Raw genomic sequence first — 15,702 nt, forward strand, 5'->3', positions numbered from 1 at the left:
AACTCACCATTGAATTTGAATTTGGTCCCCATCCCTAAGCAGGTCCGTATATTCGGCACTCTCCCCGTTGCGGGTAATTTGTACCACTCCCCTGGCTTTGGACGTATCCACCGTATAATAATTAAAAATATCAATTAAGATGTACTCCTGCTTTCCCTCCAGGTTAATAACTTGGTCGTTGACCGTTACCCGGACGGGGTTTAATGGCTTTGTCCCGGGTCCGGCCTCTTTAAAGGATCTCTTCTCCCGGTGGTCGGGCAACGGTTCGCGGACAGCGGGCCTAATTTCCAGTACATCTCCGGAGTTAATGGCTTTCTCCGGGGTAACCGGTTGGCCATTCAACAGGCAAATCAGGCTGTCAACCGGGTAATCTGCCAGGAAATTACCCACAATGGCCACGGCATCGGAACCATTGACCGCTTTTACCACCTGGAGTATATCCCCGTCTTTAACCGGTGTTTTTACATTTGCCGGTTTTCCGTTTAAGGTAATGACCGCCGGCTGGGCCAGACCTCCGTAAATGGTTTTGGACTTGCCGTTCAGGATAAAACGGATGTCCCGGCCATTGTAGCCGATTAAATCCCGGGGGTTGTATTCCAGCAGGGCCAGGGCATTTAAAACGTTTAAATTCCAGGTATTAAACAGGCTGAAAACCTGTCCGTTCACGGTGATGGATATAAAATTCTGGTTCATCCTTTTGGCTGCCATGGCGATGATGCCCACCACCGTAACCCCTTCCGGCCCGGCAATATCTTTTTTCTTCCCGGCTTGCAAAACCGTAATGTTGGACCGGTTGCGAATGGCCACCCGCTGCTGTTGCAAGCCCAAATGCTGAGCCAGCTTTTCCGTCAGCAGGGGTACCTGGGAACCGCCCCCTACACACAGAACCGACTTGGGAGAGACTTTGCTGTTTAAGTGTAAAATATGATCGGCAATTTCCCGGGCCAGTTTCTCCACCGCCGGTTCAATGAACGTGATCATCTCCTGGCAGGATACCGTCATCTCGGTCCCCAGTATATCTCTATATTTTATATCTTTGCCCTCGGCTAAACTGCGTTTGATCTGTTCCGCCGTTAAAAAGTCCACCATGCAGGACTCTACAATCAACTCCGAAATCTCGTCTCCTGCGGTTGGCACCATACCGTAGGCTTGGATGGCGCCATCCTTGGCAATGGCAATATCGGAAGTGCCGGCCCCCACATCCACCAGGGCCAGGTTAAGCAGGCGCAGTTGTTCCGGAATGACCACCTCGCAGGCAGCAATAGGCTCAAGGGTCATGTAGAAAGGCTCCAGACCCACCCGGCTTAACACGGCGTATAAACCATTCACCACCGAAGCCGGTAAAAAGGTTGCCAGAACATCGGCTGCCGCCTTTTTGCCTCGGTGTCCAATCAGATTGGCCATGGGGTAATCATTTAAATAATAGCCTACCAAACTATGACCCACACAATAAAACTTTTCCTTATCACCGGAATTTATTTCCTGTTCCAGCAAGCTTTGGGCTTGCTGTACACCCATCATTTCAAGGCTGTTTACCAGGATGGCGTCAATCTCCATATCCTCGATGAGTTCCTGCTCAATCCTGCAGACCCGGGTCCGGAGGGATCGGCCGGCAGCGGCAATGGCAACCCGTTTCAGATTGAATTTAAGCTTTTTTTCAAGATCGTTTTTCACCTGCCGGACGGCCTCCGCCACCCTGGGAATATCGTGTATTTGCCCATCCAGCATGGCACGATGCTGATGTTCTACCATGCACTGGGCCAAAAGTTTAAAACCCCGGTCCTGTGCCTCCACAACCAAACCAATTACACTTCTGGTCCCAATGTCCAAAGCAAACAGGGTGTTGTTTTCATCATAAACTTTCTTAGGCATACACAAACCTCACAGCATTTCTATTTGGATACCTGCTTCGACAATTTTTCTTCTATCCCTTCTAAAAAAGAAAATTCCCGGCAGAACCCGGGAATTTTCCTATTAAAAGCTCTGAGCCCAACTGGCTAAAGGCAGTTCAAACTTGGTGGCAAAATAAGGATGCTCCGGCCTGATGCGAACGGTAAAGCCGCAAGTCCCTTGTTCCAGGGCAAAAGCCCCCTTGTATTTGTATAGTCCTTCGCTAAACTGCTCCTCCACTTCCAGGGGAACGGTCTTGATGCTGGTTAGGGAATGATCCCCCTCACACCCGTGGACCGCTTCCACCTTGACATCTTCCGGTGGAATGGGGCCCAAGTACACTTTGACCGCCAACTGCAGCGTATCCCCCACCCTCATCTCACTGTCGCCCGGTGCCTCTACGCCTTTTACAGTAACGTAATGCCAGTTCTCTTTTATAAACCTTTTATAGTTGTGCACCTGGCTGGCGATCTTAAAATTTTCCGCAGTAAATTTTTGACCCCGGATGGAGCTCTCGGTATAGAATCGTTCGGCATATTCCTTTACCATCCGCTCGGTGCTAAATAGGGGCGTAATGGTTTTAATACTTTTTTTCATACGGGCAACCCACTCTTTGGGACAGCCCTCTGTTTGGTGATAATAAGTGGGAATAATTTTTTCTTCCAGCAGCGAATACAACCGGTAAGCGTCATCCCGGTCCTGTTCTTCCTCGTTCCGGTAGCCGGTTTCCTCTCCGATGGCATACCCGTTCTCCTCATCGTAGCCTTCCGGCCACCACCCGTCCAAAACGCTGCAATTCACCACACCATTGGCTGCGGCCTTCATACCGCTGGTCCCACTGGCCTCCATGGGCCATCGGGGGGTATTGAGCCAAAGGTCCACTCCCTGGGTCAAATGCCGGGACACGTTCATATCGTAATTTTCTATAAAAACGATTTTTCCCTTAAACGGTTCCTGCTGGGATAAGTCATGAATCTGCTTGATCAGTTCTTGCCCCGGGTGATCGGCCGGATGTGCTTTACCGGAAAAAATGATCTGCACCGGACGTTCCGGGTCGGTAAGCAGTCTGGCCAGCCTCTCCTTGTCCCTTAGCAGCAGGGCCGCCCGCTTATAAGTGGCAAACCGCCTGGCAAAGCCAATGGTAAAGGCATCGGGGTTCAGGTGCTGTTCCACCTCTCCCAGCATCTCCACCGACTCCTGATGGCGTTCCTTTTGCTCTTTAAGAATACCCCGGACCAAATGAATGCACTTCTTCTTCAGCCTGCGATGGAGGGTCCATAATTCCTCATCGGGAATATTTTCTACCGCCTCCCACTGCTCCCTGTCACTGATGTTATTCTGCCAACCGGATGGCAGGTAAGCATCCAACAGCGTTTTTAATTCCTCGGACATCCAGGTCAAGGTGTGAATACCATTGGTAACCGAGAAAACCGGTACTTCTTCCACGGGGATGTGTTCATATAAATAATGAAACATCTTGCGGGTCACTTCCCCATGCAGTTTACTGACTCCATTACAGTAGGCCGACAGATTCATGGCTAAAATGGTCATATTAAAAATTTGCCTGCCCGGGTCCCAACCCAGTTCCATGAAGCCATCCCGGTCCAGACCCAGCAGGCTGTAATAGCGGTTTAAATAATAATCAACCTTGTCCGCGTCAAAAACATCATGCCCTGCCGATACCGGCGTGTGGGTGGTAAACAGGGTGCTGGCTCGTACAACCTCTTTGGCCGCGGCCAGAGGAACTCCGGTCTGCACCAGTTCCTGCAGGCGTTCAATACACAGAAAGGCGGCATGGCCCTCGTTAATATGCCAGGCACCCGGGTTAATGCCCATGATTCTCAGGGCTTTGACCCCTCCAACCCCCAGCAATATTTCCTGGGAAATGCGGGTATCTTTATCGCCGCCGTAAAGTTGTGCGGTTAATTTGCGATCCTGATCGCTGTTCAGCGTAATGTCCGCATCCAGCAAATAAATTTTAATCCTCCCAACCTGCACTTCCCAAACCTTGAGATAAATCTGCCTGCCAGGCAGATTTACGGGAATGATAATTTCCCTGCCGTCCAGACTTTTAGCGGGTTTTACCGGCATCTCATGATAATTCTGGTAGGGATAAAGGGCCTCTTGCCAACCTTCCCGGTTAATATGCTGGGTAAAGTAGCCCTGTTTATACAGCAGTCCGATCCCCACCAGGGGCAGTCCGATATCGCTGGCTGCTTTACAATGATCCCCGGCTAAAACTCCCAATCCTCCTGAATAAATGGGCAGGGATTCATGAAGGCCAAATTCCGCTGAAAAATAAGCAATGGATTTGTTGGACAAATGGGGATATTTGCTCAAAAACCAGGAACCCTCGGTCATGTAGCGGTCCAGATCCGCCATGACTTTATCGTAAAGCTGCAGATAATCCTGATTTCCGGCAACCCTTTCCAGATCCGCTCCGGTAGCTTCCAATAATAATTTGACCGGGTTATGGTTGCACTCTTTCCATTTTTGTTCATCAATCTGCTTGAACAATTCCAGTGCTTCAGGATGCCAACTGAACCAAAGATTATAGGACAGTTCCTTCAGCCTGCCGATTCTTTCCGGCAATACCGGGTTTACCGTAATGGTTTTAAAAAAATACATGGTTTCCTCCTCCGGAAAATTGTTGGGTCAAACGGCCTGTTGCCTTTTTGTAATGCTGTTACTATTTTTCCAAAGAACGGGCTAAAGATATTCGCTTCCAGACAAACTTGTGCATTGCATGACAAATTATAATTTATTTCACCATAAATCTAAAAATACGCAGGATTTACGATAATTCATGCCGTAATTTATTCTTTTGTAATGGTATGTAAATTTTGGCATAATAAGTTTCTCAGCGGAGGATTCCATGTGGGTTTATTGGTTTGCCTTGATCTTGATTACCTTGATCCTGTATTTTCCCTTTAAAAAGATTTTTTCTAAAGATACTGCTGCTGCCATTTCTTTGAGCGCCCTGGGTCTTGGTTCCCTTTTCCCGCTCTTCCGGTTTTATTTTCCCGCGGAGCAAACCTACGCCCTTGGGGCAATCCTTGTGCTGGCTCTGGGAATATGCATTGCCCTGGGGAAAAGCCGCTGTGCTCCGCAAGACCAAGACTCCCCGGAACCGGAGCCAGCCCTTGCCGTTTATGATACAACTGCATCAACGGAACTGCCTGGAATCACCCCTGCCGAGTGGATTGCCTTGAGTTCTCCGGAAGCCCGGTCAAAGGACCCGGATCCTCCGAAGCTTTCCGCCCAGGCCCCTGAAGAACAGAATCCGCCAAAGGATGACTCATTATGGGAACCTGTTCCGGCAAAGGATGAAAATAGGCCTGTGAGCCCAGTGATGCCAGAAGGATCGGAAGCCGATTCCTGCCAACCGGAAGAAACCGACCTTGAGCCGGCTGTTTCCTCCGCCAAGCCTGCGGATCAAGAATTTTTCTCCCCGGCCGAATTAATGGAAAGCGCTCCTGAAGTTATTGCTGCCGTGGAAGTGGAAAGAGACGCTGTAGAAGGTCAGAAGCAAGAGCAAGCTCCTGAAGCATCGGAACCTGAAACCCCTGAAAAAATCATCCTGGAAGACCCAAGGGTTGAGGACCTCCGGACAACAAATTCCGAAGAAACTGTCTTCCCGGAGCATCCACTGCCGGAAGCGGATCCGTTAAATGCAGCCGAGCCGGTCTTTCCTACTGCTCAAGCCATGGCTGCCGAAGGCTTACGCCTGGCCCGACAAAAAGATTACGTCGGTGCCGTACGTCAGCTAAACCGGGTCTTGGCTAAAAATCCCAAACCGGAAGTATTGTATCTGGCCGTCAGCGAACTAAGCTCCATCTACCAGCATTTAGGGCTTTATCCCATGGCCTCCGATATTATCGCCGCCTTTGTGGGTCATCCTGATTTGTCCGGTCATCCCGGGCTGAGCCATTTAAAGCAAAAGAGAAAATTTATTTTAGCCCTGATCAACGTCTTAAAGCATGCGGGTCTGGGACAGCTTCCCTACCAAGAAGTTCCTGAAAAAGTACGCAGAGAGGCCTTTAGAAGCTCTCTAAAATAAACAGTTTAATTTTTCTTTAGGAAGGAGTTATTCAGGTGAAATTAAAAAACCAAATTGTAGGGTTACCGGTTTTAAGTATTGCGGAGGTAGCTTTACTGGGGAAAGTGGAGGATCTTATTATTCATCCTGAAACCGGCTCGGTGGATTACTTAATGATCGAACCCGAAACCTGGTACATGGAACGCCGCCTCATCTCCTTCAAAGACATTACCGGCATTGGTCAGGACGCTTTAACCACCGAGACCAAGACCAATGTGGTCCCGGTTACCTCGGTGCCGGCAGCCCTGGATTTATTAAACCGGGGTGTCCAGGTGGTGGGCTCCCGGGTTATCACCCGCAAGGGCCGCATCAAAGGCACCATTAATGAGCTGGCCATTGACGATGAAACCGGTAGAATTTCCGCATGTCGTTGGGAATCCGGCGGCGATTCAACCTCCGGTTACATTCCCTCCTCTCTCATTATAACCTTTGGTAAGGAACTGCTGGTGGTGGAAGAGGACTTTGAAGCACAGTTGTCGGACAGCCTGCCTCAGACAATACAGGAAGCAGCCGGTCCTTCCGATACTCAAGTCCAGGAAACTGTCCTTAACGAAGATCCCATGGAATTTTTTGAAGGGAAACAAAAAGAATATCTGTTGGGACGAACCGTAACGGCAGATATCTTAACAGAGAACGGGGAGAGTATCGCCCGCCAGGGCGATAAGGTAACCCGGGAGATACTGGATAGAGCTGTTGCTGCCGATAAATTTGTGGAGTTAACTTTGAACACCTGTGAGTAAAATCAAGCTAACAGCAATGATTACCCTTGCTTTGGGTATTCAATTGATTGTTGGTATCAGCCTGTCCAGTGCTGCATTGAAGTTTTATTACAGTAATTCAGTACTGCCCGGCGTTTCGGTCCAGGGAGTGGATATAAGCGGTCTTGCATTAGAGAAAGCCATAGAGAAGCTAAATAAAGAAATACCGTGGCCCAGCCCGGAGAGTCTGTTGGTGCTGGTGGACCCGGAGGGACAGACAACCAGTATCCGTTATGGTGACATTGGTTATCAAGCGGATTATGAAGCCTCGGTCAAAGAGGCTATAAAATACAGCCGGCAGGCCTCCGCCTGGAGGAATGTTACCGGTATATTCGGCGCCATCTATTCCGGCTATAACCTGCCCTTAAAGAAAACCTATAACCGAGAGGCCTTTGATCAAGTCCTCAATGATCTTAGCAGTCGTTATAACCTGCCGGCCAAGGATGCTCAACTGACCCTTACCGGCAGCAATGTTACCGTTTTACAGGATATCCAGGGCAAAAGGTTGGATAACCAAGCCACCCACCAAGCCCTGATTCATTTACCCATTAACCAGCACCGGCTGGAGCTGGCTTTTAAAACGGTGGATCCGGTGGTCAAATCCACCGACTTTTCCGGTATTAATTCCCGGGTGGCCCTTTATGTTACTCATTTTGACCCTGGAGATGCCGGTCGGACTCATAACATTTTGTTAGCCAGTAAGCTCATTCATCATAAACTAATCAAACCGGGAGAAATCTTTTCTTTAAATAAAGCCCTAGGGCCAAGAAGCCCCGAAAACGGCTACCGTCCGGCGCCGGTCATTATTAATAACAAATTGTCCTTGGATTACGGCGGCGGAGTCTGCCAGGTGGCAACCACCCTGTATAACGCTGTCCTGCTGGCAGGTCTGACGGTGGTGGAACGCAGTCCCCATTCCCTGCCGGTTTCCTACGTTCCTGTGGGCAAAGACGCCACCATTGCCGGTGATTTTATTGATTTTAAATTTCTTAACAGCACCCCTTACCCCATTTTGTTGACCAGCCAGGTTCAGCATTCAAAACTGCTGGTCAGTGTTTACGGCCATCGGGAAGGCTTTTCCGCAAAAATCATTAAATTTGAGACCCAACGCACCATTACCAAACCCACCCGCCAATATATTGAAGAACCGGGGTTGGCCCCCGGGCAGATCGTGGTGCGGCAGCCTGGCCGCGATGGTTACGAATTAAAAACCTACGAGGTTATCTTTGAAAACGGCCGGGAAGTGGGCCGCCGCCTGATCTCACAAAATATTATGGAACCGGAAATGGAAATTATCGCCACGGGATCCCATGAAAGAAGAAAAGGAATGGTTAAAAAATAGTCCCGGCTAAAAAGCCGGGACTTCCCTTTATAGGTTTAGTTGGGACATAATTTCCTGTGGTTCAGGGAAACGGGCCTGCTCCTTCTTGGAGAAAATTAATTGTCCGTTGCAACGGACTTCAAATACGCCTCCGCTGGACGGGATCAGTTCAAAAGACGATATCTTATTCCGGTAAGCTCGCAGCAAATTTTCGGCCAGACCGGCCGCTTTAGGCAGATAGCCTCAGGAAGTGCAGTATTCAACCGATAATTTTACTTCAGACATGGTTCTCCCTCCATCAATTATTTTTATTTTACCCAGCAGATTTCCCGCTGGGTTTTTAAAATTATTTAAACAGGTCGGTGCTTAGGTATTTCATCCCGCTGTCGCACAAAATGGTGACAATGTTTGCTCCTGGATCGCACCATCCCGCCATCCGTAAGGCTGCCGCCACATTTCCGCCGGCGGTGTAACCCACCAACAGTCCCTCTTCGGAGGCCAAACGCCGGGAAGTGCGTATGGCTTCACCGTCGGTCACGGTAATATAACCGTCACACACCTCCGGTTTCCACAGGGCGGGAATTTTGGCGTAACTGGATCCCTGGAGCACATGTTTGGGATTGGTCACGGGTTTTCCGGCCAAAACCGGGGCAGAGGCCGGTTCCACCACCCAGCATTGAATCTTGGGGTCCTTTTCCTTTAAAGCGGTGGCAATGCCGGTAAAGGTTCCGGAGGTGCCCACCACATCGACAAAATAGTCAATCCTGCCCTCCATCTGTTCCCAGATTTCCTGGGCGGTGGTTTCATAATGGCCAGCACAATTGCTGGGATTATGAAATTGATTCACCCAAAAGGCCCCCAATTCCTGCTGCAGTTCTCCGGCGCGTTTTTCAACCAGGGCCAGATCGTCACCGGTCACCTGCCCCGGTTTTCCCCCCTCGGCCTGAGGGACCAGTTCCACTTTGGCCCCCAGGGCTTTTAGAATTTGCCTTCTCTCCGGGCTGTTGCCTTCCGACATCACTGCGATAAAGGGATACCCTTTAATGGCACAAACCATGGCCAGGCCAATCCCAGTGTTGCCGCTGGTCTCCTCCAGCACGGTGTCTCCGGGTTTTAATTTTCCTGCCTGCTCGGCATCTTCAATCATTTTTAGAGCAATGCGATCCTTCATGCTGCCGCCGGGGTTCATAAATTCCGCCTTGGCCCAGATGCGAGCCGGTAAATCCCTGCCCACACGTCCCAATTCAATCAACGGCGTGTGACCAATGGCCTCTAAAACTGAGGAACACTTGATTGGGGACAATTTGTTTGACCTCCATTTTTAAATTTATCTCCATATATTATAAATCAATTCCTGATTTGTAACCGCAATGACCAACGGTTTCCAGGTCTCCGAACTCCTTTATTTTGTCACCGGCGGCAGCGGGCATAACCTGTTTTCCTCATAAACAGTCTGCCCTTTATGAACACCCTTTTCCTTTAAAACCATAAATTTTTTCCGCGTAGTCCGTCAATTTTAGATCAACTTTCCCGAAAATGGTGTCCGGTGGATAGATTCCTTTCTCCGTCATCTGTCCCGCCGGCATACCGGTCAGAAGTTCGATTCCTTCCTCCACCCGGGAAACGGCATAGATATGAAATAATCCCTTTTCCACCGCTTCAATCACTTCGTGTCCCAGCATAAGATCGTCTACATTCTGGAAGGGAATGATCACACCCTGATCACCGGTCAATTTCCTGGCCTGGCAAACTTCAAAAAAGCCCTCCACCTTTTCGGTGACTCCACCGATGGGCTGTATCTCCCCGTTTTGATTTACCGAGCCGGTTACAGCCAGGGATTGTTTGATGGGAACCCCGGATAAACTGGATAATATGGCGTATAGCTCGGCACTGGAAGCACTGTCTCCCTCAATTCCTTCATAGAGCTGCTCAAAGGTGGTCCGGGCGGAAAGGCATAGGAGCTTATTTTGAGCAAACAAGGACCCTAGATAACCAGTTAGCGTAAGAACGCCCTTTGAATGAATGCTGCCGCTCATCTCGGTCTCCCTTTCAATATTAACCAGCCCATCTTGTCCCATGTAGGTTTTCGCCGTTATGCGGGAGGGTTTGCCAAAGGCGTAATGCCCTGCATCCAGCACAGCCAAGCCGTTAACCTGGCCCACCACCGCTCCTTGGGTGTCCACCAGTATTTTACCCTGCAGGATCATTTCCTGAATTCGTTCCTCCACCCGGCTGAAGCGGTAGATTTTCTCACGGATCGCCTGCCGCACATGCTCTGCGGCAACCCAGTCCGCGCCGGCCTCCCTGGCCCAGGCCGCCGACTCCAGAATCACTTCCACAATTTCATTAAATTGGGTGGAAAGCTTGTTCTGGCTCCCTGCCAGCCGGGAACTGTATTCAATCATTTCCGCCAGACCGGACCGCTCAAAATGAAGCAATTTTTCCCTTCGGCAGACGGATCCCACAAAGGCTGCATAATTTTTTAAATTCTCTGTTGTCCGGGGCATGACTACTTCAAAATCAACCATTACCTTAAACATCTTTTCAAAATCTTCATCCGCCCGCTGGAGCAGATGATACATCTGCTGAGAACCGATCAGAATCACCTTGAGCCGCAAGGGAATCCCTTCGGGTTTCAAACTCATGGTTGGCACCGCGCGATAGTGTTCACCAATGTTTTCAATGATCACCTGCCGGTTCTTTAAAGCCTTTTTCAAAGCTTCCCAGGAATGGGGATCGGCCAATAAATCTTTGGCCTGAAGAATCAAATATCCCCCGTTGGCCCGGTGTATGGCCCCTTCCCGAATCATGGTAAAATCCGTGTTCACTGTGCCCATCTGGCTGCGATACTCCACCTTGCCAAAAAGGTTATAATAGTGCGGATTTGTTTCAACCACCACCGGCGCTCCGGCGGTATCCCCATTATTGACAAAGAGATGAAGTCCATAGTTTTTAAACAAATCCTGGGGTTGATTTTCTTCCAGGGTTGCCTCCGGGTTCACCAGACAGGGCAGGTTTTTTTGCAAATCCTCCATTACATTTTCCAGATGAGCAACAACCCTTGGATAAGAGAGAAATTGCGTCTTTATCTGCTCCATTAGAGGGGATATGGTTTTCAGCAGCAGTTCTTTATCCAACTGAATAATCAGCTTTTCTGCTTTCTTTTCCAGCACTTTACCATTTTGGGCAATTTCCTCGGTGCGTTTTTGAAGTCCTTTGAGGCTGGCCTCCAAAACCTGCCGTTCCTCCTGGGGCAGTGACTGGTACTGTTCCTGGGAGAGGGGCTTTCCTTCCTTCACAGGAATAAAGAGAATCCCTTCCCCTGAGGTCTTCATCAAAAATTCCGCCTTGCGGGCGTCTTCCTTTAGCTGGTCCAGGGCGCTGTCCAGTTCCTGCTGCATTTCCTGCAGCAGGGCTGTCTTTCTCTGGGTATAGTCTTGGCCTTCAAAAAGTTTCGGAAGGATGGTCTTTATTTCATTAATAACGGCATCCATCTCCCGCTGTAATTTTAGCCCTAGGCCCTGGGGAAGGGATACTACCAGGGGAACATTGGGGTTATGGAAGTTGTGCAACAGGCACCAATCCGGAGGTCCCTCTTCCCCGGCAGCCACCTGGGCCACCACCGTTTGGGTATAGGTGGTTTTGCCGGTTCCCGGAGGACCGGCCACATAAATATGATAGCCGGAAGCTTTCATGTCCAGACCGAACTGCATGGCCCGGACAGCTCTTTCCTGTCCTATAAAATTTTTCAATGGGGGCATTTCGTCCGAGGTTGCGCAAAAATCCAATTCTTCTTGTTTACAGCGGCGGCGCAGACGTTCAAGATCAATTTTATAATCTTTGCTACTCATGCTACTCCTCCTACTCCCAGCAATCAATGATTTATGTTTTATGTTAAATTAGCCCTTACTTTCTCCAGTTCCTGCAAAAAGAACCAGGAGAAGTTGTTCGCACCATGGGCCTGTGTTATACTAACGGACAGATCCATGGAATAAAGAGGTATCGAAATGTCCAACAAGATTTCCCGTTACCGCCAATACTCGGACCATCTGGTGGAAAAATTCGGTCAAAAGGTCTACAAACTACCGGTTAATCTTCCCGGCACCTGTCCCAACAGGGACGGGGCGGTGGGCCGGGGGGGCTGCATCTTCTGCGATGAAGAAGGTGCGGGGTTTGAATGTTTGCCTAATACTTTAACGGTAAAACAACAGATTCAAAAAAACAAGGAATTTTTTAAAAAACGCTTTCATGCCGGCAAATTCATTGTTTATTTTCAGGCTTTTACCAATACCTATGTAGAATTTGCCCAGTTTCAAGAAAACATGCGCGCCGCCGCCGAGGAGGAAGACGTTGTGGGGTTGTCCATTTCCACCCGGCCGGACTGTATTAACGATACTTATCTGGATTTCTTAAAAAGTCTGCAAAGGGAAAGGGATCTGGACATTACCATTGAACTGGGGCTGCAGACCGTTAATTACCATACCCTCCGGCGGGTCAACCGCGGCCACACCCTGGCGGAATTCATTGATGCCGTCTACCGTATCAAATCCCGTGGATTTGCCGTCTGCGTTCACCTAATTTTAAACCTCCCCTGGGACAACGGTCTGGATGTGATTGAAAATGCCAAGATCCTTTCCGCCCTGGGTATTGATTATGTTAAACTGCATTCCCTCTATGTAGTAAAGGGAACGGTACTGGCGGAGATGTACCAGCGGCAGGAATTTACCATGATTACGCTGGAAGAGTACATCCACCGGGTGGTTACCTTTCTGGAATACCTGAACCCGGATATTGTCATCCAGCGATTGGTGGGGAAAGGTCCTCAGGACAACCAGCTATTTTCCAATTGGAGCACCAGTTGGTGGAAGATCAAGCAGTCCATTGAAAGCGAGCTGGAGCAAAGAAACACCTGGCAGGGCAAAAACTTTCATTATCTAAACGGCGGTTTATGCCTTTAATCCAGTGGTATAACCTCACCGGCTTCGCCGTCCACCCGGACCCGCTGACCATTTTTTAACCGCCGGGTTGCTTCGGAAATTCCCACCACCGCAGGGATGCCATACTCCCGGGCAACCACCGAACCGTGAGACATGATGCCGCCGGTTTCCATTACCAGGGCGCCGGCGCTGAGAAACAGAGGGGTCCAGGCGGGATCCGTGCCTGGGGCCACCAGCACTTCCCCCGGTGACAAGCAGGCTCCTTTAGGATCCAGAATAATTTTTACCCTCCCCTCGTAAACCCCGGGAGAGGATGCCGTTCCCCCCAGGGCTCCTTCCGTTGAACCGGGTGCCGCATAAAAGGTTTCCCCGTTGCTGGTAATGACCCTGGGAACCGCACGACGTTCCATTTCCCTGTTGTACAGGGAACGGTTAACTTGGACCACTTCCCGCAGATCAACCTCCGGTTTCAGATTCGCCAAATCTAAAAAGAAGATCTCTTCCGGCTTGTCTAAACGTCCTTCCTTAACCAGCTCTTCACCGGCCTCCAGCAGTACCTTTCTGACCAGGGCAATGATCCGCACCAGGTAAAATTTGGGGTATTCCCGCAAGCCGCCCAAGGCCCGCAGACGCCGCAGCAGCATGGCCATCAGCAGAGCCTGAAATTTTCCTTCTCTCTGCCGGACCTGCTCAACCAGTATTTTCACCGCCCTTTGGGCCCCCTGGATGCCTTCCCGAAACTGACGCTCCGGGTCTTCCTCCTCAGAATGGGTTAAGTAGGTTTGAAGGATGTTGAGGATGTGAGAGGGGTCTTCCCTCCAGCGGGGAACACCGGCATCAATCTCCCGCACAGCCCGGTGCCCGTATTTTTCTAAAAACTGTATCACCAGCGGGTGCCGGGCGGAAACCTCCGTTCCCTGGGCTTTGATTTCTCTGGAAATACGCCACAGTTCCAGATCCATTTCCGTGGTGGGGTTATGGGCTAAGGAACGCAATACCGGCTGCAGCCCCGAAGGGTCTCCGGTCCACTCCTTTACTTTTCTTTCTGCCATAAAGCGAAGAACCAGCCCCGGAATAACCACCGGACCTAGGTGGCCAAATAAGAAAGGGATCATACGGGTTAAGGTTTGCTCAACAAAATGCTTCCTTTGCCTTAATCCCTGCAAACGCCCCCCTTGTCTTTCCAAACCCTGAAGCCAGTGTTCCATTTTTGCCAGACCTCTCCGGCGGGCAGCATGGGGGGCGATCAGGGTAAACTTGATTCGGGCCATGACATTTAAAATAAACTTCCAGGGTAGCCGTATTTTGGCGCCCTCTTTTACCTGCAGCTTCCTTTGATCCTGCTCAATAAGGTTTTTAAGCACCTTCACCATCTGGCGGTCCACCAAGGACAAAATCCGGAAAAACCTTTCCCTGGTCTTGGGTTTTACCAGCACCCCGGTAATATCGAGGTAGACGCGGCCGGCCGCCACTTTAAAGGCCGAGACACCCTGAGGGGGAGGGACTTTAACGCCAAACAAAAGAGCGACACCCCGGGTAAAGTTTCGAAAAACCGAGATGCCCATGGGTGTAAAGGGCTCCAATATTCCTTGCAGCAGATTAAAGGAAATGTAGATTCGTTCTCCCATTTCCGTACCCAGTTCCGGTTCCGGAAGTGGAAACAGCGAGGTGATGGGCCGGGACTGCAGCAGGTACAATTGCCCCTCCGCCAGGGCCCACTCCAGATCCTGAGGAAAGCCGAAATGGGCTTCACTACGGCGTCCCAATTCCACCAGTTGCAAGACCCGGGCCTCCTCCAAAACGGACTTTTCCCGCCTTTCTTCAGGAACCGGCAGCGTCGCGGTTCCCGCTTCCTTTTGTACGGTCATAACCTCTTTACAGGCCACGGTTGAGGAAATAATTGAGTTGTTTTCGATTACCCACTGATCCGGAGAGACCTGTCCACTGACCACAGCCTCTCCCAAACCCCAGGCCGCGTCGAGAACCATTTGGTCCCGCCGCCCGTTTACGGGATTGGCGGTAAAGAGCACGCCGGCCGCCTCGGCTGCCACCAACTGCTGTATCACCACCGCCAGAGAAACTTCCTGCGGCGCAATGCCCTGACGGAACCGGTAGGCCATGGCCCGGGAGGTCCAAAGAGAAGACCAGCACTGCCGTATGGCCGCTAATACCGGTTGAAGCCCTTTTATGTTTAAATAGGTTTCCTGCTGCCCGGCAAAGGAAGCCCCGGGTAAATCCTCCGCGGTGGCGGAAGACCGAACCGCTACCCTCCCTCCACCCAGCCGGGCATAAGCTTCACTGACAGACCGGATAATTTCAAGGGGTATGATTCCCCGGTCAAAAAGACCGCGGATGGCCTCGGATGCTTCATCAATGGCTGCCGGGTTCTCCGGTTTTATCCTTTTCGCCCAATGCTCAATTTTTTCTTGTAAGTCATTGGCTGAAACAAACATCCTGTAGGCCGGTGTGAGCAATACAAAACCGGGAGGAACGGGCAGTCCCGCCTTGATTAAATCCCCCAATTGCGCTCCTTTACCCCCGGCCAGTTCCACATCCTTGCGATTTAGTTGGTCAAACCAGCGAATTAGTTCCACGGTCATCCTGCCTTTTAGGATTATTTTTATAATAGGATAAGATATCCTTAGGCAATAGAGAAAATGCATGGAATAAACACTGCCGGTTCAGGGCTGCTTGATA

General features: G+C 50.3%; 10 protein-coding genes. 4 read left to right on the forward strand and 6 right to left on the reverse strand.

Going from position 1 to position 15,702, the window contains the following annotated elements:
• Window positions 1-3: 3 nt before the first annotated feature.
• Window positions 4-1,872: a cell division protein FtsA gene (locus DESRU_RS13420; protein ID WP_013842632.1), complete on the reverse strand. Its 1,869-nt coding sequence runs from the start codon at window positions 1,870-1,872 to the stop codon at window positions 4-6.
• Window positions 1,873-1,974: 102 nt separating this feature from the next.
• The gene (gene glgP / locus DESRU_RS13425; protein WP_013842633.1) at window positions 1,975-4,518 is read right to left on the reverse strand and encodes an alpha-glucan family phosphorylase; all 2,544 of its coding nucleotides are present in this window, start codon (window positions 4,516-4,518) and stop codon (window positions 1,975-1,977) included.
• 247 nt (window positions 4,519-4,765) lie between these two features.
• Between glgP and DESRU_RS13430 the strand changes: the two genes are divergently transcribed.
• From DESRU_RS13430 to DESRU_RS13440, 3 genes are read left to right on the forward strand one after another with little or no spacing between them, the layout of a single operon-like run.
• Window positions 4,766-5,950 (forward strand): hypothetical protein, encoded by a 1,185-nt coding sequence (locus tag DESRU_RS13430; RefSeq protein WP_013842634.1) that lies wholly within the window; start codon window positions 4,766-4,768, stop codon window positions 5,948-5,950.
• A 35-nt stretch (window positions 5,951-5,985) separates the two neighbouring features.
• Entirely contained in the window at window positions 5,986-6,729 is a 744-nt protein-coding gene (locus DESRU_RS13435; RefSeq protein ID WP_013842635.1) for a PRC-barrel domain-containing protein, read from the forward strand.
• On the forward strand, window positions 6,722-8,089 hold the full coding sequence (locus DESRU_RS13440; protein WP_238446299.1) for a VanW family protein: 1,368 nt from the start codon (window positions 6,722-6,724) through the stop codon (window positions 8,087-8,089). Before DESRU_RS13435 ends, DESRU_RS13440 begins: the two co-directional genes overlap by 8 nt.
• Before the next feature lie 27 nt (window positions 8,090-8,116).
• On the opposite strand, the gene DESRU_RS20320 is transcribed toward DESRU_RS13440, so the two are convergent.
• The 3 genes from DESRU_RS20320 to DESRU_RS13450 all read right to left on the reverse strand — a co-directional run bounded on the left by DESRU_RS20320 (window position 8,117) and on the right by DESRU_RS13450 (window position 11,919).
• Window positions 8,117-8,353 carry a SelT/SelW/SelH family (seleno)protein gene (locus DESRU_RS20320; RefSeq protein WP_013842637.1) on the reverse strand — a complete coding sequence of 79 codons (237 nt, stop codon included), beginning with the start codon at window positions 8,351-8,353 and terminating at the stop codon, window positions 8,117-8,119.
• Window positions 8,354-8,414: 61 nt separating this feature from the next.
• Window positions 8,415-9,371, reverse strand: coding sequence for a PLP-dependent cysteine synthase family protein (locus DESRU_RS13445; protein WP_013842638.1), 957 nt, complete (start codon window positions 9,369-9,371; stop codon window positions 8,415-8,417).
• 157 nt (window positions 9,372-9,528) lie between these two features.
• On the reverse strand, window positions 9,529-11,919 hold the full coding sequence (locus DESRU_RS13450) for a Lon protease family protein (RefSeq protein WP_013842639.1): 2,391 nt from the start codon (window positions 11,917-11,919) through the stop codon (window positions 9,529-9,531).
• 156 nt (window positions 11,920-12,075) lie between these two features.
• Here DESRU_RS13450 and mnmL point away from each other — a divergent pair, with 156 nt between their 5' ends.
• The gene (mnmL, locus tag DESRU_RS13455) at window positions 12,076-13,026 is read left to right on the forward strand and encodes a tRNA modification radical SAM protein MnmL/YtqA (RefSeq protein WP_013842640.1); all 951 of its coding nucleotides are present in this window, start codon (window positions 12,076-12,078) and stop codon (window positions 13,024-13,026) included.
• Here mnmL and DESRU_RS13460 read toward each other — a convergent pair.
• Window positions 13,023-15,605 (reverse strand): PEP/pyruvate-binding domain-containing protein, encoded by a 2,583-nt coding sequence (locus DESRU_RS13460; protein WP_041275423.1) that lies wholly within the window; start codon window positions 15,603-15,605, stop codon window positions 13,023-13,025. The genes mnmL and DESRU_RS13460 overlap by 4 nt on opposite strands.
• Between the last annotated feature and the right edge of the window lie 97 nt (window positions 15,606-15,702).

This window comes from Desulforamulus ruminis DSM 2154 (genome assembly GCF_000215085.1).
Lineage (GTDB): Bacteria > Bacillota > Desulfotomaculia > Desulfotomaculales > Desulfotomaculaceae > Desulfotomaculum > Desulfotomaculum ruminis.

What these genes read in the sequence shown, in the direction of transcription:
- DESRU_RS13420 (WP_013842632.1), bottom strand. Translation starts at nt 1,872, where the DNA reads ATGCCTAAGAAAGTTTATGATGAAAACAACACCCTGTTTGCTTTGGAC.
- glgP (WP_013842633.1), bottom strand. Translation starts at nt 4,518, where the DNA reads ATGTATTTTTTTAAAACCATTACGGTAAACCCGGTATTGCCGGAAAGA.
- DESRU_RS13430 (WP_013842634.1), top strand. Translation starts at nt 4,766, where the DNA reads ATGTGGGTTTATTGGTTTGCCTTGATCTTGATTACCTTGATCCTGTAT.
- DESRU_RS13450 (WP_013842639.1), bottom strand. Translation starts at nt 11,919, where the DNA reads ATGAGTAGCAAAGATTATAAAATTGATCTTGAACGTCTGCGCCGCCGC.
- mnmL (WP_013842640.1), top strand. Translation starts at nt 12,076, where the DNA reads ATGTCCAACAAGATTTCCCGTTACCGCCAATACTCGGACCATCTGGTG.
- DESRU_RS13460 (WP_041275423.1), bottom strand. Translation starts at nt 15,605, where the DNA reads ATGACCGTGGAACTAATTCGCTGGTTTGACCAACTAAATCGCAAGGAT.